Raw genomic sequence first — 20,897 nt, 5'->3', positions numbered from 1 at the left:
ATAACCTTAAGATGTAATTTGAAATAGGTGGGGTTTTTTATGGATATTTTTTCCTTTTTACTAGCAATCCTTTTTATTGTTAATATGTTCCTTGCAAGCGTCATTATTTTTATAGAAAGAAAAGATGCTAGTACAACGTGGGCATGGATATTGATATTATTTTTCATACCATTTATTGGGTTTATCATCTATTTATTTCTCGGACAAAATCTCACAAGAAGACGTTTATTTCATTGGGAGGGAGTAAAAAAGGTAGGGATTGAGGATTTAATAACGAAACAGATAAGTCAACTTAAAGACTCAAATTTTCGTTTTAATAACGAAATTGTAGAAAAATATCATGACCTTATATATATGCACTTAGTTAATAACGATGCAGTGCTGACCCTAGGGAATGAAATAGAAATTCTTACCGATGGAAGAGAGAAATTTGATAGGCTTCTGGAGGATATCCATCAAGCTAAAGATCATATACATATTCAATACTATATTTTTCGAAAAGATGGTATTGGAAAAGAAATTATTGAGGCCCTAACAAAAAAAGCGAAAGAAGGAGTCCTTGTAAGGGTTCTGTATGATGAATTAGGCTCTCGACAACTACGACGGAAGGATTTTAGGGGATTAGTAGATGCTGGTGGCGAGGTAGGTGTATTTTTTCCATCTAAGCTTGCCCTAATTAATATAAGATTAAATTACCGGAATCACCGAAAATTGGTAATTGTTGATGGGGAGATTGGGTTTATTGGTGGCTTTAATGTAGGGGACGAATATTTAGGCCTAAAGGAGAAGTTTGGCTACTGGCGTGATACTCATTTGCGACTTAAAGGTAAGGTCGTTGACACATTACAAACTAGATTCATATTAGATTGGAATCAGGCTTCTAAACAATATAGTATTCATTATGATGATAGATACTTTCCTAAAAAAGTGATTAGTGGAGATGCTGCTATTCAAGTTGTTTCTAGTGGACCCGATTCAGAATGGGAACAAATTAAAAATGGTTATATAAAAATGATCTTATCAGCAAAAGATTCTATTTATATTCAAACACCGTATTTTATTCCGGATCAAAGTCTTTTGGATGCTTTACGCATTGCAGCTCTTTCTGGAAAAGATGTCAGAGTGATGATTCCTAAGTTTCCAGATCATCCGTTTGTCTATTGGGCAACATTTTCCTATGTAGGCGAATTACTAAAAACGGGTGCCAAAGTGTATATTTATGACAAAGGATTCCTCCATGCGAAAACGATTGTTATAGATCGGGAATTAAATTGTGTGGGTACAGCAAATATTGATATTAGAAGCTTTAAATTAAATTTTGAAGTGAATGCTTTTATTTATGATCAGAGAAACTCCGAAAAGCTGGCAGTATCTTTTGAAAAGGATATGGAAGACTCCACAGAATTAACAACCGAATTATATAACCAGCGTTCTAGGTGGATTAGGTTTAAGGAATCCATTTCTCGTCTATTATCGCCAATATTATAGAAAAAGGTGAAGATTATCCTTCAATCTTCACCTTTATTTCACTAATTCTGTTATATCCGTACCCTTTTCTATTCCAAAATGCTTCCATTGGTTGGGCGCGGTTGTGGGAGTCTATTGCTCTACAAAGGAGTGTGTATTCCCCAGGTTTATGGAATTCCCATAAAAATGTCCATGAAACCCAGGAATAATGACTCTTGATTTCCTGTTCTATCTTTGCTTCCATCCAAGTCTGCCCATGATCAAGACTTAACTCAACCTTACGAACATTTCCCATTCCTGTCCATGCAATCCCTTTAATTGTGTGCTCCCCCTTTTTTAAGATGGAAAAATTCAAAGGAGCTTTAATAATCGAATTGACATTTATTGTCGTTACTGGATAGGCATCTATATCACTATCTTCATAAGGATAATAAACATAATCCTCGGTTTGGTATGGACCTTGAAAGGAATAAGAAACAACATCCATTGATTTGACCCATTTCACAGAGGCCATTCCATACCAATGGGGAACAATTAGGCGGAAGGGTGCACCATGTTTAAGGGAAATAGGTTGATCATTGTACTTGTATGCGATAATCGTATCTTCATGTAGTGCTTTCGATAATGGAAGACTACGTTTATAAGATAAGTATTTTCCTTTTGATTTATCTTCTCCAAAGTCATAACCTTCAAAGACAATTTCTTTTGCTTGTGCTTTTAATCCAGTATACTGAAATAAATCTTTTAATGAGACCCCCTCCCAAACACCTTGGCTAATAGCCCCTTCCTCCCACTGCTCTCCATATACTTTTGGTTCAAATTTTGAACGTTTATTTCCAGCACACTCTAACAGCATTAACACTTTTCTTTTCGGCATTTGAAGAAGGTCATACAAATGAAATGTTTGAGGCTGGGTTACTTCTCCACCAATTGAAAAAAAGAAATTTTCTTCTTTTAATGTAGGATAATTAAAGTGGTTTCTTAAGTAAAAATATTCATATGAGATGATGGGCTTTGTAAGAAAGTGGATGGGAGATTCTTGGTTTTCAGGAGCAAGGCTTCTTGTTGTTAAAAAAGGTCTAACAGAACGGTTGTACAAAGGGCCACACTCCTTTTCAAAATTAGTTTTAGCTATTTCTATTAATATTTAGGGAACAGTTAAGCTAGAACATAATCCCCTTTTGGAGTTAGAAAGGTCTGTAATAGACAAACTTGCTAAAAAGCATGTAAGATTTACATAGGAAAAAAATCGGGGGATTAGATGAATAAGAAAAAATGGGAAGCATTTGACACTTTTGTAAAGAATAAAATGGATCAACAAAACATCGCAGGAGTGGCTGTGGCCGTATCTCATAACGGAGAAATCATCTACAAGAAGGGTTTTGGCTATGGGAATGTAAATACAAAAGAATCTATCACTCCAGAAACGATCTTTGGGATTGCTTCTATAACAAAATCATTTACAGCACTAGGAATTATGATGTTGGAGGAGAAGGGTCATCTTTCAGTAGAGGAACCAGTAACAAAGTATTTACCGGAATTTAATGTTCCAGGAATTGATAATATGGAAGAAATAAAAATATATCACCTTCTATCTCATACCACTGGTTTAGCACCTATGGAACGGAAGGAAGAGCTATATAAATTAAAGGAACACCTTGGTTATTTTTCTTCCAAAAAACATGAGTTGCTGGGGAAACCAGGAGAATATTTCAGCTATTGTAATGATACCTTTATTTTGCTTGGGGCCATTATTGAACGTATTACAGGGAAGTTATTCCGTAGGTATATAACAGAAAACATTTTAAATCCTTTAAAAATGTATCGTTCAACCATGAGTTTGGAAGAAGTGGCAAAATATGATAACATTACAGTCCCATATGATTTAAATAATGAAAAAGTATTAGAAGAAAAACCCTGGCCTAAGCTAGGGAACTATGAAGTGGGTGGAGGTATAAGGTCCACTACCTTGGATTTATTAAAGTATGGAGAATTATATATAAATAAAGGATTTTCTAAAGGAGGCAGACTACTTTCTTATGATTCCTTAAAGAAAATGTGGGAAAAATCATTTCCTATTCTAGAAAACTCTTATTACGGGTACGCCTTTAAAGTGACATCCCATTATGACGGGAATATGACTTTAGTGGAACATGGTGGGGGCCAACCTGGAGTTTCCTCCAATTTTGGTTTCATTCCTGAAGAAAACCTTGTAGTATCCGTACTATGTAATGTATCTAATGTTGCAGCTCAAGATGTATGGCTTGGGGCAGTGAATACAGCTTTGAATTTACCGATAGAGAAAAAACGACTTGAATTACAAATGGAAGATATTAGCCCAGAGGAACTTGAAAGATATATCGGAAAATATGACTGTGCTGAAGGAGGCGCTGCTGAAGTTTTGTTAGAAGATAATGAACCGAAAATTATCGTAAACAATGAAACTTTACCACTGAAAAGTGGTCGAAAAAATGTGTTGATAATTGAAAAAACAAGAATTCCAGTGCAATTTTATTTCAAGGATGAAAATGCTTGGGCAATGTTGTTAGGGTCTCGTATGTTAGTGAAAAGAAAGTGATTTTGGCCAAATAAAAAGTTTAAATCATTATTTCCACCAAAAACATAGAAAAATAGACAAATTTAGTACGGTTACAACGACGGTGTTTGACATTCTTCTTTTTCGTTTCCCTCTATAATGGTAGAGAAGAGGGGGTTAGTGATAATAATGGATAATTCGATAACAATCTACGAAATAAAACAGGAGTTAAATGAAGAGGACCTAGAATACCTTCTTAAAATGGAACGGGAAAATATTTGCTTCTTTCGATTTGTGGGGGGAAACCCTAGTGAAACGGAGGAATTATTAAAGAATTTGTATCGTTTGAAAGAAAGCGATATCCTTTTATTTATTATTTTTCGTTTTCCGTTTCGTTTTGAAGGGAAAAGCAGAATGGAAACGGCAATAAAGCAATACTTTCAATTGAAGGATATTTGTGATGGGATGATTTACTTTTATAGTGATGGTATGATGGACATGCTTGAAGAGAATACATCCATTAGACAAGCTAACCAACAGTTTGAGAAGTTTGAGCAAGCACCTATTCAAGCTATCCGAGAAATGCTGCACCAAACGGGCGATATTAATATTGATGTCCATGACTTAAAGACCTTTATAACAAATAAAAAAGGTTCCTTATTTATTCGAACCTTTGAAGGGGAATCCTTTGACGAGCCGTTAAAATACTTGATTTCAGCCCCTTACTTACCTACCGATTTTGCAGAGGGGAATCAAATTATAATTAATATTGGGTATTCGCAGGATGTCGATATGGAGGCTTTCCGTCAAATAAATTTACGTTTAAATGACTTATTTCATAAAGCTGAAATTTTTAAACTGGGAAGCTATTTAATTAACGAACCAGGTTCTAGATTAAAAATAACGCTTATTGCAAATGGTATATCCGATCCATTTACACGTCCGGAGAAGATGAAGCATGTACCATTTTATAAATACTGGATAATGCAAAAGTGGGAGAAGTTTACACAAATTAATATTCCTGGTCATTTTAAGACACTTACGGCCTTGAACAAGAAGGAGCATTAAGTTCTAACATATAGAGAGGGTGACTCAAGGGTTAATAACATCCCCTTTGAGTCGCCCTTATTTTTTTAAGCTGCTTCATGTAATTCTTTTTTCCTAAAGTACCATTTCAAAACTGGTGGTACAAAAACGATGATAATAAAAATTCTTATAAGCTGAAGTGCACTTACAATTGCGGGATCCGCTCCCACAGCGGAAGCAGTGAGTACCATTTCTATTAATCCACCTGGTGCAACACTAAGCAAGGCTGTAGCTAACGTAAGCGATGTGAATTGTGCAAGAATCGCACCAAATAGAAAGGATACGACAATTAACGTCAACGCTAAACCGAAGTAAACAAAGCAATACTTTCCACCAAGCTTGAGATCAGATAAGGTAATGGTTTTTCCCATACCAATTCCTACAGTGACCTGTGCTGCAATAAGAAGCAACGGCGGTAAGGCAGGCAATTCTATAACACTTACATTTAAGAGTGCTGTTATTATAAGTGGGACTATAACGATTCCAGCAGGTAAAGAGTTACGAAGTAAAATTCCAAGAATAATAGGGAATAAGAACCAGAAATAATTCGAAGTAGACCCTTCCATGTTTTGTGATGTTATGGGAGTATCAAGAATAGTAACATCTGACGTAAAGGCATGAACAATCAAAAAAGGGACGATGAAGAGAACCGTCAGCAGTCTTACTGTTTGAAATATAGCCACCAAAGAAGATTTTGCTTTTAAAGCTTCACTAGCAATTACCATCTCTGTAAGCCCACCAGGGATAGAACCAAAAACACTTGTAATTCTATCAACGGGAATCCATCTCGTTATTAAAGTGCTATTTATGATACTTATTAAGATAAGGGCAACTGTAACAAGAATATAGGGGAGCAGGTATGGACTGACGGATAAGAAGGTATCCTTTGTAAAGTATAATCCAAAATAAATCCCAAGAAAAAGTATACCGCCATTTTTGAAAGGGGATGGCCAAACCATTTCACGCTTAGTAATGGATTGCCAAAGCATAACAGCAGCCATAGCTCCCAATACCCAAGGTAAAGGCAAGTGTCCTAAGTAAAATAAGTATCCTCCAATAACACCAACCATAAGAGTTTCTGGAATACGCTTTGAAAGGATATTTTTCATTTTTATCTCCTCTTTTCTCAAAACCATTGTAACATATTTCAAGTTTGTCTATTTCGTTTATAGAAATAATTATTTACACATATATTTAACTTCACTATACTTTAGTAAGTAACATACTTTTATGTAATTTGATCCTAGGAAGGGTGAAGAATTTTGGACTTAAAGCCATTGTTAGGAATACACCACGTTTCTGCTATAACAGCAAATGCCAAGGAAAACTATGACTTTTATACGAAAACATTGGGACTTCGCTTAGTAAAAAAAACAGTCAACCAGGATGATACATCCATGTATCACCTCTTTTATGCAGATGAAAGGGGGAATCCGGGAACAGATTTGACGTTTTTCGAAATTCCTTTTGCAGGAAGAACTCAATATGGAACAAATACAATTTCAGCAACTTCATTAAGGGTACCTAATGATGAATCATTGAATTATTGGAAAATGAGGTTGGAAGAATATGAGGTCGACCATGATGAGATAATGAAGGACAGTGGACGAGCAACTCTTGCCTTTCGTGATTTCGAGGGGCAAAGACTTATTTTAGTGTCTGATGAAAAGAACGAAGGGGTTGCAGGGGGGACTCCTTGGGAGAAGAGTACGGTACCAAAAGAACATGGAATTTTAGGACTTGGTCCCGTAGTACTTACTGTTTCAAGGTTAGAGCGAACTACTAAATCTTTAATTAATGTATTAGGCTTCCGTGAAAAGGGAAGGTATAGAACAAAAATAGATGGATCAGAAAAAGACGTTTTTGTTTTTGAAACGGGAGAGGGTGGAACAGGCGCTGAAGTACATGTTGTTGAATGTAAGGATCTTCCCAGTGAAAGGCAAGGAAGAGGTAGTGTTCACCATGTTGCCTTTCGAGTGGAGAACGAAAAGGAACTAAAAAAGTGGGTTAAAGTAACTAGTGAGCTAAACATACCAAACTCAGGATTTGTGGAGCGTTATTATTTCCGTTCCCTCTATTTCCGTGAGCCGAATGGAATCTTATTTGAGCTTGCAACAGATGGTCCTGGATTTGAAACAGATGAGGATTTTGAGCATTTAGGTGAAAATTTAGCACTGCCGCCATATTTTGAAGATCAGCGCGAATCCATTGAAGCAAAATTAAAGCCCCTAGATACAAAGGAGTAAGAATTATTGGAAAGGATGCTGCGGAGTCTTTTTTAGATAAAGGCTCCGCAGTATCCTTTTATATGATAAAAGCTTATGGAATAACTAATGAAAGAAATTTAGTCAAAATAGTTTTAAATTATGGAATAGGATAAGAAAATAAGTTATATTAATACGTGTCCCTTTTTGCTAAAGGGCTATTGTTATTTTAGTTGTGATAATTATATTTTTAGCAGGGAAAACTTCTAAAAAGAATTATTGGATACATAATAAAAAAAATTTTTAACTAAGTATATACAAAGTGAGGCTTAATTATATGACTGCACGAACAAAACCAAAAACACTCATTGTTATTTTTGGAGCAACAGGGGACTTAGCAAAACGAAAGTTATTCCCATCGATTTACCATTTGTATAATAAAGGGAGATTATCAGAGAATTTTGCTGTAGTAGGAGTAGCACGCCGGGAATGGACAGACGAAACCTTAAGGGATACGGTTTATCAATCCATCAAAGGGGAAATAGACCCTAATGTAGGAGATTTAAAAGACTTTTGTAAGCATTTCTTTTATTTACCCTTTGATGTAACTAGTAAGAGTTCCTATGATAGTTTAAATACAATCCTTAACAAGTTAGATAATGATTTCGATATACCTGGAAACCGTATTTTCTATATGGCAATGGCTCCTGAATTTTTCGGTACTATAGCTTCCAATTTAAAGTCAGAAGGTTTAACGAATACAAAGGGTTGGTCAAGACTTGTTATCGAAAAGCCATTTGGTCATGATTATCCATCTGCTAATCAATTAAATGAAGAAATCAGAGAAGCCTTTGATGAGGATCAAATTTATCGAATTGATCATTATTTAGGTAAGGAAATGGTACAGAATATCGAAGTAATCCGCTTTGCAAATGCTATTTTTGAGCCATTATGGAATAACCGCTATATTTCCAATATACAAATCACTTCCTGTGAAACTTTAGGGGTAGAAGACCGTGGAGGTTATTACGAAACCTCAGGTGCACTGCGGGACATGGTACAAAACCATATGCTACAAATGGTATCCTTAATTGCGATGGATCCCCCAATACGTTTAACACCTGACGAAATCAGAAGTGAAAAAATTAAAGTTCTTCGAGCTCTACGACCAATGGAACCTATAGAGTTGGATAACTACTTCATAAGAGGTCAGTATGGCCCCGGAGAGATGAATGGTAAATCTGTCATTGGATATCGCGAAGAAGAAAAGGTGGATCCTAATTCTGGAACAGAAACCTTTGTAGCAGGTAAATTACTTATTGATAATCATAGATGGGCCGGGGTTCCATTTTATATTCGGACAGGAAAACGGATGAGCCTAAAGTCCACTAAAATTGTTATCCAGTTCAAAGAGTTACCAATGAACTTGTATTTTGATCAGCAACAATCCACCCATCCAAATTTATTAATTATTCATATCCAGCCAGATGAAGGTATTACTCTCTTACTTAATGGAAAGAAGGTAGGACCTACTGGAGAAACTACGCCAGTGCAATTAGATTATAGTAATAATAGCGTGGATAGTATTAATACTCCTGAAGCCTATGAGAGGTTATTGTACGACTGCATGCTCGGAGACACAACAAACTTTGCACACTGGGATGAGTTGAATCTGTCTTGGAACTTTATTGATGTTATTTCCAACTATTGGGAAAAAAATCATCCTGGGGACTTTCCAAACTACAAGGCTGGAACAATGGGTCCAAAGGCTTCTGAAGAACTTTTGAAGAAAGATGGATTCCATTGGTGGTCACTTTTTGATAGTGATGAGAAATATGAAGTGTAATTTATTAAAGGGGGAAACACGAGTGAAAGTAATTGATATTAGTTCATCCATATACGAAGGGATGCCCGTATATAAAAACAAACCAGAGAAACAGCCTAAATTTAATACGGTAACGAATGGTTATGTAACTGAATCTAGATTAGATCTTGATGTTCATTCTGGAACTCATATTGACTCACCACTACATATGGTGGAAGGTGGTGCAACCTTCGAAACAATAGAACTGGAAAAACTAGTTGGGCAATGTAAAGTCTTTGATTTAACGAATGTGGAAGACAGAATTACAGCCGCAGATCTAGAGGGTTTAGACATTCAAGAAAATGATTTTATTTTGCTTAAAACAAAAAATTCATTTGACGAGGAATTTAATTTTGGTTTTATTTTTGTAGCAGAAGATGGAGCTCGACTTTTAGCGGAAAAGGGTATTAGGGGAGTGGGTATAGATTCCCTGGGTATTGAAAGGAGCCAGGAGGGGCATCCAACCCATAAAACACTTTTTGGTAACAATATTATAATAATAGAAGGTTTACGCTTAAAAGACGTGACAGAGGGGCAGTATTTAATGGTTGCAGCACCGTTGAAGCTTGTGGGGACAGATGCTTCCCCAGCCCGTGTGTTATTGATTGATGAAAAATAATAGTTGATATAATTAAAGCTGGTTTAATGAAGGAAGACGATTCCTGATTTAAAATCAGCTTTTTTTGCTTTCCACACCCCCTTGTCTCGAACAAGTACAGTTTTTATCTTCCAACAGTATACATAAAAAGAGATGCCCTATAGTCTATAATAGGGCATCCTTTAAAAGCGAGGTAGATTTATGTTTAAGGAAGTTACTCCTTAATTACTGGATATACACCATTTTCATCATGTACTTCTTTACCTGTGATAGGTGGGTTGAATACACAAACCATTCGCATATCTGTTTTCCCACGTAATAGATGTTCATCATGCTCATCTAATGAATAAAGAGTTCCTGCAGTGATTTTGTGTACCTTGTTATCCTTTAGTGTTACAACTTCTCCTTCACCTTCGATACAATATACTGCTTCTAGGTGGTTTTGGTACCAAATGTGAGTTTCAGTTCCTGCTTTGATAATTGTGTCATGTACAGAGTAACCCATGCCATCCTTTGCTAATAGAAGGCGGCGACTTACCCAGTTACCTCCATCTACTTCCTGATCTGTACCAATAATATCTTCTAGTTTAACTACTTTCATGTTGTTTCCTCCTAAATTTCCTAATTAATTTGCTACTAATTCTTCTGCTGAGATTAAGCTTTTTACACTTTCTTCAATAATCTTAAATCCTTTTTCAAGTCCAGCATCGTCAATAATCAATGGTGGGAATAGTTTAAATACTTGATCATTTACACCAGAGGTCTCCATAATTAATCCTCGATTAAAGGATTCTTCTGCAACCTTAGAAGCCAGACCGTCGACTCCACACTCAATCCCTTGCATGAACCCGCGGCCACGAACATTACCTTCTAATTCTGGATATTTATCTACAATACTTTGAAGGAATTTCGTGATTTTTTCAGATTTAGCATTAATGCTTTCTTCAAAGGACTTATCTTCCCAATAAGATAAAGATTCTGTTGCTGTTATAAAGGCAGGGTTGTTTCCACGGAATGTTCCGTTATGCTCCCCAGGATTCCAAATATCAAGCTCTGGCTTAAATAATGTTAAGGCCAATGGCATTCCATATCCACCAATAGATTTTGATAGGCAAATAATATCTGGCTCAATACCTGCAGGTTCAAAGGAGAAGAAAGGACCTGTTCTTCCTACACCCGCTTGAACATCATCGATGATAAGGAGAATACTATATTTCTTACAAATTTCATCTACTCGTTTGATCCAGTCAAATCTTGCAGCATTAATGCCGCCTTCACCTTGAACTGTTTCTAAGATCATAGCAGCAGGTGTATCAACACCACTTCCATTATCCTCAAGGAAACGTTCAAGATAATCTAATGTATCCATTTCGTCATTTACGAAGTTATCATAAGGCATTGTAACAGTGTGGTTTAGTGGAATTCCGGCACCTGCCCGTTTAGAAGCATTTCCTGTTACTGACAAAGATCCAATTGTCATACCGTGGAATCCATTTGTGAAGCTGATGACATCCGTTCTTCCAGTTACTTTACGCGCTAACTTTAATGCACTTTCCACCGTGTTTGTACCTGTTGGACCAGGGAACATTACCTTATAGTTTAAGTTTCTTGGTTTTAAAATAACATCATTAAATTTCTTTAAGAAGTCTCTTTTTGCAGAAGTTGCCATATCTAGTGAATGTGTAACACCATCACTCATTAGGTATTCGATTAATTTCTGTTTCATTTTAGGGTCATTATGACCATAATTTAGAGCACCTGCACCAGAGAAGAAATCGATATATTCCTTTCCAGCTTCATCCCACATCTGATATCCTTTTGCTTTTGTAAAAACAGTTGGGAAGCCTCGTACATAACTCCGTACACTTGACTCAATTTCTTCGAAGATGCTCAAATCGTTTTTATTCATTGTTTTAGAAATACCTCCATTGTTTTTTGTATAAAGCTCAGTAACTTTATTGGTTTACTCGGATAAAGGTCCAATGCGGTACGTAAATTCCGCCTCATGGTTACCATTTGGGAATAGCTCCTCCGGGAAACATTCACTAACATCACAATCAGTACCATGTTCCCGTGCTAACTTAAAGAATAATGATTGAGAAGCTGCGTTAGTTGAAGTAACCGTCGCTTCTACAAATCTAACATTCTTACACGCATTTCTTCTTAGGAGTTCGTTTAACATCTTTGATGCGACTCCTTTGCCACGCTGTGATGCATCAACACCAACTTGCCAAATGAAAAGTACATCAGGTTTTTCAGGAGGGATAAATGCGGTGACAAATCCAACTAATTTGTCTTTTTCTTTAGCCACAATACATGTTTCTGAGAAAAACTCACACATCATAATATATTTATATGGAGAATTGAGGTCTAATGTAGAAGCTTTAACCAATTCCCACATGGGAGTTCCATCACTGGTAGTTGGTTTACTCATAGAAAAGGTATCCAGGACTGCTTGTGTTTTATTTGCCATTAAGATTTTTCACCTCTGTTAAAAAGTGATTTTCCGTTATTGATAAAAAATCCCCTCCTCGTAAGGTTTCGTAAAGAAAGTTACATTAACAATATTAATGGTATTAATTTCTTGAGATTTTATCAAACCTGTTTAAATAGGATTATTAGCTCTAAGCATTGATTAATGTACTGACAAGTAGATAAGGGGTACAAATCTTTTTTATTGCTCTTATATCGTATCGATTTCAAGCGATTTGATAAATTCCGACAAAATGATTGCTATTATTTGTAAAAAAATAAGCAAGTGCCTAGAAATAATTCGTCCAATTAAAAATTAATTTTAAAAAATAAGCTCTGTAAAACTTTGATGTTGATTTTCTCTTCAGATACTCGCTGTCCGCGGGCAATGCTTCAGCCTCCTCGTCCCTGTGGGGTCTTCAGCCGTTGCTTTTCCCGCTAGGAAAGAGCATTGCTTCTTCGAAATAACGTCGATTTGTCTCGATGGATACGCTACAAAGCTAAGCTTGCAGAGGAAGAGACAGTCTCGCATCTTCCCCTTCAATCAACGTTGTTTAAAAATCAACAATATCCTTTATCAAAGCCAAAAAATAAAAATGGGAACCGATTTTTGGGTTCCCATTTTTTATATACACCTTATTTTTCTAGCCAATTTGTATGGAATGATCCTTCTTTATCAATACGTTGATACGTATGAGCACCAAAGTAATCACGTTGTGCTTGAAGTAGATTGGTAGGAAGCTGCTCTGTACGGTAGCTGTCAAAGTATGCAATGGCAGCTGTGAATCCAGGTACAGGTACTCCCCTTTTAACAGCAACAGCCACTACTTCTCTTAGGGCAGTCTGATAATTATCCGTAATTTCTTTGAAATAAGGGTCTAATAATAGATTTGGTAAATTAGCATCCCGATCATATGCTTCCTTAATGTTTTGTAGGAAAGCGGCACGGATGATACATCCTCCTCTAAAGATCGTGGCAATGTCTCCGTATTGCAAATTCCAATTATATTCTTCAGATGCTGCTTTTAACTGAGCAAACCCCTGTGCATAGGAACAAATTTTACTCATATATAATGCTTGTCTAATTAATTCAATAAAAGCTTCTTTATTTTCTTTGAATGGTTCAACATTTGGTCCAGACAAAACAGTACTTGCTTTCACCCGTTCTTCTTTCATAGCCGAAAGGAATCGGGTAAACACTGATTCAGTAATAATAGGTGAAGGAACACCTAAATCCAAAGAACTTTTGCTTGTCCATTTTCCAGTTCCCTTATGACCTGCTGTATCTAAAATGACATCAACTAAAGGCTTACCTGTTTCTTCATCCACCTTTGTGAAGATGTTTGCAGTTATTTCTATTAAATAGCTGTCAAGCTCCCCGTTGTTCCAATCAGAGAAGATACGGTGAAGTTCATCAGCCCTTAATTCCAAGACATGCTTCATTATAAAATAAGCCTCACAAATGAGCTGCATATCGCCGTATTCAATCCCATTGTGAACCATTTTTACATAATGACCTGCTCCGTCAGGACCAATATATATACAGCATGGATCGCCATTTACTTTAGAGGAGATATCTTTTAACATGGGTTCAACAAGCTCATAGGCTTCCCGTTGTCCACCAGGCATAATCGATGGTCCTTTTAAAGCCCCTTCTTCCCCCCCTGAAACTCCAGTACCTATAAAGTGGATTCCCTTTTCCGCAAGATATTTATTACGTCGAATCGTGTCTTCATAGTATGTATTTCCTCCATCAATCAAAATGTCCTTTTCCGTTAGATAAGGGAGCAGGGATTCAATAGCTTTATCAGTAATTTCGCCGGCTTGTACCATTAAAACGATTTTCCTTGGTACTTCTAGGGAATTAACAAACTCTTCCACACTGTATGTACAAACGATATTTTTATCGTTATTTTCTCGAGCAATTTCCTCCAATTTCTCCTTGGAAATGTCATGAATGGATACGGAATAGGCTCTGCTTTCAAAATTTAAGGCTAAGCTTTTGCCCATTACACCTACACCAAGAACACCAATTTGTTGTTTTGACATGTGTTTACACTCCAATGCATTCAATTTTATCATAAGCTAATGTCTGTCTATTGTTTATTTATGTAAAAAAGCTACTTTTTTATAGTTTGTTATCATTTTGAATAATTATGAAGGTATTAAAAACTAGCTCCGTAAATAAAATATCATGTTTATTACAATATTGACAGTTTAGAGCTACATATTATTTATGATTTAAAGAAATAATTTATTTAAAGCTCTATTTCACATGGTTTGTTGTCTTTAGAGCATAAATTAAAACGAATTGAGTGGATATTTAATGAAAGTGGCAATCATGGGAGCTGGTTTATCAGGATTAGCCTGCGCTCTTACCCTCGAGCAAAATGGAATTCAACCAACCATTTATGAAAAAAGGAGGGGTGTAGGAGACCGTTTTATTAATGGAGAAGCAATGCTCTCCATTTTGACAAGACCTGTACAAGATCCAATTCGTTATTTAGGGGAGCGATTTCATATTTATTTAAAGCCCACAAGTCACATAAATGAACTAATGATCCATTCTCCAAATTCATCTGCTTCAGTTAAGGAACATCTAGGCTTTATAAATATTAGGGGGCGACATGAGCAGTCATATGAAAATCAATTAGCAGAACAAATGAAGTCAGAAATTATATTTCACTCCAATAAATCTTATGAAGAATTGTCTCAAGAATATAGCCATGTCATTATAGCAACTGGAGATGCTGCGTATGCTGATGAAATGGGAAACTTTCAGAATGATTTAACTGTCACCATTAAAGGGGCAACTATTGTGGGGGATTTTAGTCCATACTCTGTACCAGTTTGGTTAGATTACGAAGTGGCTCCGAAAGGATATGGTTATTTTCTTCCATTTTCACATAATGAGGGAAATATGGCTATAGCCTTTCCAGAGTATGGGGAAATTTCCCAAGAAGAACTCAGTAGGTTATGGGACAACTTTATGAATAAGGTATGTAATCATTTTAATCAAACAGTTAAAGTGACAGACCAATTTCAAATCACTGGTTATCAAATAGGCAGAAGTAAACTTCCAAGAATCGGTAATACCTTTTTTACAGGTAATTGTTTTGGCTCCATTATGCCATTTCTAGGGTTTGGACAATTTGCTTCCATTTTGACAGGAGTATATGCAGCAAACGATATTTTAGGTAATGGTGTTTATGAAGAGCTAACGCAGCACTTACGGAAAAGCTACCAAAACTCCTTAGTATTAAGACAGGGGTTAGAAGCATTAAGTAATGGGTCAGTCGATTTCCTTGTGAACCAATTAAACCACGAAATAACAAAGAAAATATTTACAAAAAATTCCCATAACCCTTTAGGATTACTTAGTTTTCTTTTACGTCCATTTGTTAACCGTTTACACTTACCAAATAAAAAAAGATAATAAAGTATAAATAAGGGGTATCGTAAATAAAGACAATACGGTAGACAGAGAAACTCCTAACGCGGCAAATTCCGTATCAGCATTATACTTTACTGCAAACAAAGAAGTGGTGGGTCCAGATGGCATACCGGCTATCAAAATTGCTACAGCTAAAGTAATATAGGAAATGGAAAAAATCATAAATGGAAATAAGAATAAAGGTATAATTACTAGTTTTGAAATGGATGCAATCCACAAATATTTATTTTTTAATAATAAATTTAATTGTCGAAGGTTCAATTTTGCGATAATGCTTCCGATAATGAGCATGGATAATGGGATGGTCATAGTACCAATGTATTCCAGGGGGCGGCTTATAGCTGTAGGGATTTTCATTGGCAATAGTAAGATAGCTACTCCAAAAATTGTTGCAACGAGGCCAGGACTAGTCAATACTTGTTTCAAAGATAACTTTTCTTTATGTCTGGCAACAATAAAGACACCATAAGTCCAAATAAATAACAAAAAAGTGATATTATAAATGGCCCCGTACATAATTCCCTTTTCCCCAAATAACATATAGCAAACAGCGTAACCAATAAACCCTTGGTTTCCAAAAATAATTAACGATTGAAAGATACCTTCTTGAGAGGAGGGGAGGGTGAATTTTTTGTTTAATAAAAGGCTTAAAGTAATTGCCGTAAGCATAGCAAAAATGGACAATCCAATTAGCCATAGGAAGTCATATAAAACAGACCAGTCCATGGTAAAGTTCATAGAATAAATAATTAAAGAAGGAAGTGTCACATATAGGACAAGCTGTATCATTATCTTATCGCTTTGTTGATTTAAAACACCTCGAATGGATGCAATCCAGCCGATTACAGCAATAATATATAAGACTACAATTTCTTGAAAAAACAGTAATATAGACATTTTTTTACCCCCATAATACGTTATGAAGATAGGGGTAAAAAGGAACTCGTCAAGGTATAGAAAACACATAATTCTTTATAAAGTTAGGAAAATAGGAAGAATGATCATACTGTAGAGGAGAATGAACCTTGACTATCGTAAGGTTAGGTTTTGTTGCAATGAGTATGGAACTAAAAAACAGTTCCCCTTCCCAAACAATGACTTTTTCCCAATTTGAAAAGATAACGGACCGAGAGGGGGCCATAAGAAAACTAGAGCGGATAGCCCTTTCTAATTTAGGAAATTGTCACAGGCTTCTTAAGCATAATGTGGCAAATGGTATTTCCTTTTTTCGCTTCAGTTCTAAATTAATCCCCCTTGCTAATCATGAAGCACTTCAAGGTTGGGATTTCTTATCCCCATTGAAAGAGGAATTAAAGAATTTAGGTAACTATATTCAAAAGCATAATTTGAGAGTGGATTTTCATCCAGATCATTTTGTCGTTCTAAATTCACCGAAAAAAGAAATATTAATAGCATCCTTAAAAACCCTTAAGCTTCATGCTGACTTATTAAGAGGTATGGGAATTGATTTAGGGCAGCGTTGCGTCATGCATGTTGGAGGAAGTTATAAAGATAAGATGGGCGCTTTAGAGAGATTTATTAGTAATTGGGGGCATGTTCCGTCATTTATTCAAACAATGATTATGCTTGAAAATGATGATAAATCCTTTCATCTAAGGGATACGTTATATTTATGTGAAAAGTTAGGGATCCCTTTAGTATTTGATTATCATCATCATATAGCAAATTTTGAAGAGAAGAATTGGGTACAGGATTGGGATCGAGTAGTGAATACTTGGTCCACCTCCCAACTTCCTATAAAGATGCATATATCTAGCCCGAAGAGTGACAAGGAATTTAGAAGCCATGCCGATTACATTGATGTTCAGATGTTTCTGAAGTTTTTAAATGAAATCAATGGGAGCGTTCCACAGATCGATTGTATGATCGAAGCAAAACAAAAGGATCGCGCATTATTCCAATTAATGAAGGAACTAAAGGGAAACACTAGTTTGGAAATAATAGATGGAGCTAGTTTCCGATTAAAGTAAAAAAAGGTAGTCAGGATTGACAATAAACGATAATGTATAATTAACTTTAAATAAGCTTGGCGTGTTTTTTATATGAAAGGAGTGGTAACTTTGAAACTTATTTCCCTATGTCCCAGTAATACTGAACTATTGGCGTACTTAGATCTTATACCATCCCTGATTGGTGTGGACGATTATTCCGATTGGCCCGAAGAGATACAGCATTTGCCGAAACTAGGGCCTGATTTGTCTATTGATATGGATAAGGTAGAAAAGCTAAAGCCTGATTTAGTCCTAGCTTCCTTGACAGTTCCTGGCATGGAAAAAAACATAGAGGAACTAGAAAAAAGGAATATTCCTTACGTAATTGTACCGAATCCAAAAACACTATCTAGTGTCGGGGAGCAATTGCTGTTTATTGGAAAAGAAACAAATACATACGAGAGGGCAATAGTAATCTACAATAAATTCCATGCAATAATAGAAGATTACAAAGCAAAAAGCTCACAGGTAGGAAATGTCAAAACATTATATTGGGAGTGGTGGCCAAAGCCTGTATTTACTCCAGGAGCAGCGAACTGGCTGACAGAGATTAGTGAGTTAGCAGGTGGAATAAATATTTTCAAAGACTATGAGGATGCAAATGTTCAAACCGATTGGGAGGATGTTCGAAAACGGAACCCAGATGTGATAAGCCTTGTTTGGGTAGGGGTGGAAAAGGTTAAAGTGAATCCTTCAGTTCTTTTGAAACGACCAGGTTGGATGGAAATGGATGCTATAAAAACAAAACAGCTGTATGTATTAGATGAACCTTATTTCTGCCGGCCATCTCCAAGACTGCTTATAGGGTTAAAAAAGATCGCCCACATTCTACATCCTGAAATATATCCCCCATTCCTTGAAGGAAAAGATCCTATTTTAAAGGCATAAATAAATTCATAAGATAGATTGTTTTTTGATGACTCGAAGAAGTAAAAGGCGACGACTCCAGCGATGAGCAAAGAAGGGCACTGAAAAAGTTATATATTTTCCGCTCAGAAAATAGCAATCGCTGCGAGTTGTCTCGACGCAAGCATTTACAAAGGGATGCTAGAAAAGGAGGAGACAGGCACTGGCGAGAATCATACGATTCTCCAACCAGGCCTATTTTTAATTACTTAGCGAAAACATGGTTTCCAATTGTTATGGTATGCTGTCTTGTTGCATTCCAAAAGTTAGTAGCAATTGCTGGGTTATAGAAGAATAAAGAACCACTTCCTTGGCCCCTAAAGGCAATTGCTTCGTTAACTGCTCTTACGGCAGAGTCAGTTGGTTTTTGGTAAATGGTTCCAGTACTTACTGGAGTAAATTGTCTTTGTTCATAAATAACCTCACGAACAGTATTCGGGAATAAATCACTATCTACTCGGTTAAGAATAACTGTTGCTACAGCAACTTGACCAGCATAAGGTTCTCCTTTTGCCTCTGCAGTTACAAGCTGAGCCATTAATCGTTTTTCTTCAGAAGAAATAGATGATGTTGGAATGTTTAATTTCTCGCCAACATAAATCATATCTCCTGTTCTATTATTAGCTCTTTTAATCTCATTTACAGGAACGCCGTATTGATTTGCAAGAATCCAGAATGTATCTCCACTTTGAACAGTGTGCACGGATGAAGCCTCTGCTATTTTATCTCCTACAAAAAATAAAGAAAATGCTAACGTACATGTAATTAATAATTTTCGCATAAAGCAAACCTCCTAGTAATCTTTTAGTTTTCTCTTGCACGTATACAAGGCTATCAGGTTTCTAAACCTCTATCATTAGGAAAACGTTGGGAATTTTTCGGGAGATTATAAGTGTCAATAGATGAGAGGGGGTTATTACAAATTAATTACAAAAATATTTCAATTAAAAATGCCTTAGTTGGATAAATTATAAAATAGTAAAAATGAAACAGAAGGAGTTTTATTACATGGATATTTTTGCAAACAAGATGATTAATACCCTTTTGAAGGGAGTGCTGTTTGTTTGTCTTATTGTTATCGCTTTTTTCAATACCAGCATAACAACACATGGGGAAGAATCGATGTTTCCTGAAGCCCCTATCTTTATTGATGGTCAAGCGCACAATACGAAATATTTGTTAAAAGACGGTAACTTAATGGTTCCGGCACTATTTCTCAAACATACAAGTGCAAAAGTAGATTGGAATGAAAAATACAATTCTGTTGTATTTACCCTTGATGATGACTATTTTGCTATCCCGATTGGAACAAGATTTGCTGACAGCTATTTTAGTGATACAAATGAATGGAAAAGGGATTTCTTATCTACTCCTACAATAGAAGTAAGCCAAGAAGTTTTTGTTCCATTAATCGATGTTGTGAAAAAGCTAGGTATGAAAGTAGAGTACAATCAAACTTTAAACCGAACCTTTGTCTATACTCAAAAGGAACGTACGTCTACACGTATATATAGTGGTAATCCGTCAAAAAAACTAGTTGCTCTTACCTTTGATGATGGACCAGAGGCTCATTACACGCCGCAAATACTTGATATTTTAAAGGAAAAAGGTGTTCCAGCTACATTCTTTGTTATGGGGAAACAAGTAAAGAAATTTCCTGACATGATGAGGAGAATAGTGGAGGAAGGTCACGGATTAGCAAATCATACGTACACACATCCGTCGTTACCTACCATAAGTACTTCCGAAGTAATAAAGGAAATTAGGACCACAGAACAAGAAATTGAAAGAACAGTAGGAAGAAGACCAGATTTATTTAGGCCTCCATTTGGAGCTGTTACTTGGTCTGATGAAAGGGTAATAGCAGAGCTAGGATTTAGAACAATAATGTGGACTGTGGATACACTGGATTGGACAGGACTGCCTGCTGAAAATATTCTTGAAATAGTCCACAGGGACATTACACCAGGCGGGATTATATTACAGCACAATATAGAAATAAACCCTGAACTATTGGCTGGTTCTGTTGAGGCACTCCCAATGATTATTGATGATTTACGGAGCAAGGGTTATACTTTCGTAACAGTACAAACACTTTTAGATAATCGTTAAATCACAAATACTTTTTGAAAATCTTGCATAGTAGTAAACAAAGGCTTAGCGCTTCTTTTAGTCGCTAAGCCTATTATATTTTTTCGCTCCCCCAAGCTTTTTCAAAAAAGCAACAAAGTTCGAAAAATGCCTATTTTTTCAAATAATAACAGGGGATTTTACAAATATCTAGAAGATAGTTAAGGG

18 protein-coding genes are annotated in these 20,897 nt (G+C 36.1%); 10 read left to right on the top strand and 8 right to left on the bottom strand.

Annotation, left to right across the window (positions count from 1 at the left end; all coding sequences use genetic code 11):
- Positions 1-39 precede the first annotated feature (39 nt).
- Positions 40-1,488, top strand: a complete 1,449-nt coding sequence (cls, locus tag J2S74_RS12310; RefSeq protein ID WP_307326081.1) for a cardiolipin synthase — start codon at positions 40-42, stop codon at positions 1,486-1,488.
- Between the two features lie 13 nt (positions 1,489-1,501).
- On the opposite strand, the gene J2S74_RS12305 is transcribed toward cls, so the two are convergent.
- Positions 1,502-2,566 (bottom strand): sulfite oxidase, encoded by a 1,065-nt coding sequence (locus J2S74_RS12305; RefSeq protein WP_307326079.1) that lies wholly within the window; start codon positions 2,564-2,566, stop codon positions 1,502-1,504.
- A 162-nt stretch (positions 2,567-2,728) separates the two neighbouring features.
- Here J2S74_RS12305 and J2S74_RS12300 point away from each other — a divergent pair, with 162 nt between their 5' ends.
- Both J2S74_RS12300 and J2S74_RS12295 read left to right on the top strand, forming a co-directional pair.
- Complete coding sequence (locus J2S74_RS12300) at positions 2,729-4,045, top strand: serine hydrolase domain-containing protein (RefSeq protein WP_307326077.1); 1,317 nt, start codon at positions 2,729-2,731, stop codon at positions 4,043-4,045.
- A gap of 147 nt (positions 4,046-4,192) precedes the next feature.
- Positions 4,193-5,071, top strand: a complete 879-nt coding sequence (locus J2S74_RS12295; protein ID WP_307326074.1) for an FtsZ/tubulin family protein — start codon at positions 4,193-4,195, stop codon at positions 5,069-5,071.
- Positions 5,072-5,136: 65 nt separating this feature from the next.
- On the opposite strand, the gene J2S74_RS12290 is transcribed toward J2S74_RS12295, so the two are convergent.
- Entirely contained in the window at positions 5,137-6,198 is a 1,062-nt protein-coding gene (locus J2S74_RS12290) for an AbrB family transcriptional regulator (protein WP_307326072.1), read from the bottom strand.
- Between the two features lie 153 nt (positions 6,199-6,351).
- Here J2S74_RS12290 and J2S74_RS12285 point away from each other — a divergent pair, with 153 nt between their 5' ends.
- The 3 genes from J2S74_RS12285 (at position 6,352) to J2S74_RS12275 (ending at position 9,776) form a co-directional block, all read left to right on the top strand.
- Positions 6,352-7,335, top strand: coding sequence for a ring-cleaving dioxygenase (locus J2S74_RS12285; protein ID WP_307326070.1), 984 nt, complete (start codon positions 6,352-6,354; stop codon positions 7,333-7,335).
- 295 nt (positions 7,336-7,630) lie between these two features.
- Positions 7,631-9,139 carry a glucose-6-phosphate dehydrogenase gene (gene zwf, locus J2S74_RS12280; RefSeq protein WP_307326068.1) on the top strand — a complete coding sequence of 503 codons (1,509 nt, stop codon included), beginning with the start codon at positions 7,631-7,633 and terminating at the stop codon, positions 9,137-9,139.
- A gap of 22 nt (positions 9,140-9,161) precedes the next feature.
- Positions 9,162-9,776, top strand: a complete 615-nt coding sequence (locus tag J2S74_RS12275; RefSeq protein WP_307326067.1) for a cyclase family protein — start codon at positions 9,162-9,164, stop codon at positions 9,774-9,776.
- 193 nt (positions 9,777-9,969) lie between these two features.
- Here J2S74_RS12275 and J2S74_RS12270 read toward each other — a convergent pair whose 3' ends face one another.
- The 4 genes from J2S74_RS12270 to gnd form a co-directional block, all read right to left on the bottom strand.
- Positions 9,970-10,356, bottom strand: a complete 387-nt coding sequence (locus J2S74_RS12270; protein ID WP_307326066.1) for an ectoine synthase — start codon at positions 10,354-10,356, stop codon at positions 9,970-9,972.
- Between the two features lie 24 nt (positions 10,357-10,380).
- A complete protein-coding gene (ectB, locus tag J2S74_RS12265; RefSeq protein ID WP_307326064.1) occupies positions 10,381-11,664 on the bottom strand; it encodes a diaminobutyrate--2-oxoglutarate transaminase in 1,284 nt (427 codons plus the stop codon).
- 54 nt (positions 11,665-11,718) lie between these two features.
- A complete protein-coding gene (gene ectA, locus J2S74_RS12260; protein ID WP_307326062.1) occupies positions 11,719-12,228 on the bottom strand; it encodes a diaminobutyrate acetyltransferase in 510 nt (169 codons plus the stop codon).
- A 635-nt stretch (positions 12,229-12,863) separates the two neighbouring features.
- On the bottom strand, positions 12,864-14,276 hold the full coding sequence (gene gnd, locus J2S74_RS12255) for an NADP-dependent phosphogluconate dehydrogenase (RefSeq protein ID WP_307326061.1): 1,413 nt from the start codon (positions 14,274-14,276) through the stop codon (positions 12,864-12,866).
- A gap of 277 nt (positions 14,277-14,553) precedes the next feature.
- Here gnd and J2S74_RS12250 point away from each other — a divergent pair, with 277 nt between their 5' ends.
- A complete protein-coding gene (locus tag J2S74_RS12250; protein WP_307326059.1) occupies positions 14,554-15,663 on the top strand; it encodes an NAD(P)/FAD-dependent oxidoreductase in 1,110 nt (369 codons plus the stop codon).
- Here the strand turns inward: J2S74_RS12250 and J2S74_RS12245 are convergent.
- Positions 15,643-16,578 carry an AEC family transporter gene (locus tag J2S74_RS12245; protein WP_307326055.1) on the bottom strand — a complete coding sequence of 312 codons (936 nt, stop codon included), beginning with the start codon at positions 16,576-16,578 and terminating at the stop codon, positions 15,643-15,645. The two genes, J2S74_RS12250 and J2S74_RS12245, sit on opposite strands and share 21 nt — an antisense overlap.
- Positions 16,579-16,706: 128 nt before the next feature.
- Here J2S74_RS12245 and uvsE point away from each other — a divergent pair, with 128 nt between their 5' ends.
- Both uvsE and J2S74_RS12235 read left to right on the top strand, forming a co-directional pair.
- Entirely contained in the window at positions 16,707-17,672 is a 966-nt protein-coding gene (gene uvsE, locus J2S74_RS12240) for a UV DNA damage repair endonuclease UvsE (RefSeq protein ID WP_307326052.1), read from the top strand.
- 90 nt (positions 17,673-17,762) lie between these two features.
- Positions 17,763-18,581: a cobalamin-binding protein gene (locus tag J2S74_RS12235; RefSeq protein WP_307326050.1), complete on the top strand. Its 819-nt coding sequence runs from the start codon at positions 17,763-17,765 to the stop codon at positions 18,579-18,581.
- 223 nt (positions 18,582-18,804) lie between these two features.
- On the opposite strand, the gene J2S74_RS12230 is transcribed toward J2S74_RS12235, so the two are convergent.
- Positions 18,805-19,380, bottom strand: a complete 576-nt coding sequence (locus tag J2S74_RS12230) for a cell wall hydrolase (RefSeq protein ID WP_307326046.1) — start codon at positions 19,378-19,380, stop codon at positions 18,805-18,807.
- A 227-nt stretch (positions 19,381-19,607) separates the two neighbouring features.
- Between J2S74_RS12230 and J2S74_RS12225 the strand changes: the two genes are divergently transcribed.
- Positions 19,608-20,711: a polysaccharide deacetylase family protein gene (locus J2S74_RS12225; RefSeq protein WP_307326043.1), complete on the top strand. Its 1,104-nt coding sequence runs from the start codon at positions 19,608-19,610 to the stop codon at positions 20,709-20,711.
- Positions 20,712-20,897 lie beyond the last annotated feature (186 nt).

The sequence above is a fragment of the Evansella vedderi genome (assembly GCF_030813435.1).
GTDB lineage: Bacteria > Bacillota > Bacilli > Bacillales > Salisediminibacteriaceae > Evansella > Evansella vedderi.
Note: the sequence above shows the minus strand (reverse complement) of the source record. Positions and strands in the feature narration are given on the sequence as shown.

Bases quoted from the DNA above. Each gene is read 5' to 3' on its own strand.
- J2S74_RS12245 (WP_307326055.1), bottom strand. From the start codon at position 16,578: ATGTCTATATTACTGTTTTTTCAAGAAATTGTAGTCTTATATATTATT.
- J2S74_RS12300 (WP_307326077.1), top strand. From the start codon at position 2,729: ATGAATAAGAAAAAATGGGAAGCATTTGACACTTTTGTAAAGAATAAA.
- J2S74_RS12250 (WP_307326059.1), top strand. From the start codon at position 14,554: ATGAAAGTGGCAATCATGGGAGCTGGTTTATCAGGATTAGCCTGCGCT.
- cls (WP_307326081.1), top strand. From the start codon at position 40: ATGGATATTTTTTCCTTTTTACTAGCAATCCTTTTTATTGTTAATATG.
- gnd (WP_307326061.1), bottom strand. From the start codon at position 14,276: ATGTCAAAACAACAAATTGGTGTTCTTGGTGTAGGTGTAATGGGCAAA.
- J2S74_RS12225 (WP_307326043.1), top strand. From the start codon at position 19,608: ATGGATATTTTTGCAAACAAGATGATTAATACCCTTTTGAAGGGAGTG.
- ectA (WP_307326062.1), bottom strand. From the start codon at position 12,228: ATGGCAAATAAAACACAAGCAGTCCTGGATACCTTTTCTATGAGTAAA.
- J2S74_RS12270 (WP_307326066.1), bottom strand. From the start codon at position 10,356: ATGAAAGTAGTTAAACTAGAAGATATTATTGGTACAGATCAGGAAGTA.
- zwf (WP_307326068.1), top strand. From the start codon at position 7,631: ATGACTGCACGAACAAAACCAAAAACACTCATTGTTATTTTTGGAGCA.
- J2S74_RS12290 (WP_307326072.1), bottom strand. From the start codon at position 6,198: ATGAAAAATATCCTTTCAAAGCGTATTCCAGAAACTCTTATGGTTGGT.
- ectB (WP_307326064.1), bottom strand. From the start codon at position 11,664: ATGAATAAAAACGATTTGAGCATCTTCGAAGAAATTGAGTCAAGTGTA.
- J2S74_RS12230 (WP_307326046.1), bottom strand. From the start codon at position 19,380: ATGCGAAAATTATTAATTACATGTACGTTAGCATTTTCTTTATTTTTT.
- J2S74_RS12295 (WP_307326074.1), top strand. From the start codon at position 4,193: ATGGATAATTCGATAACAATCTACGAAATAAAACAGGAGTTAAATGAA.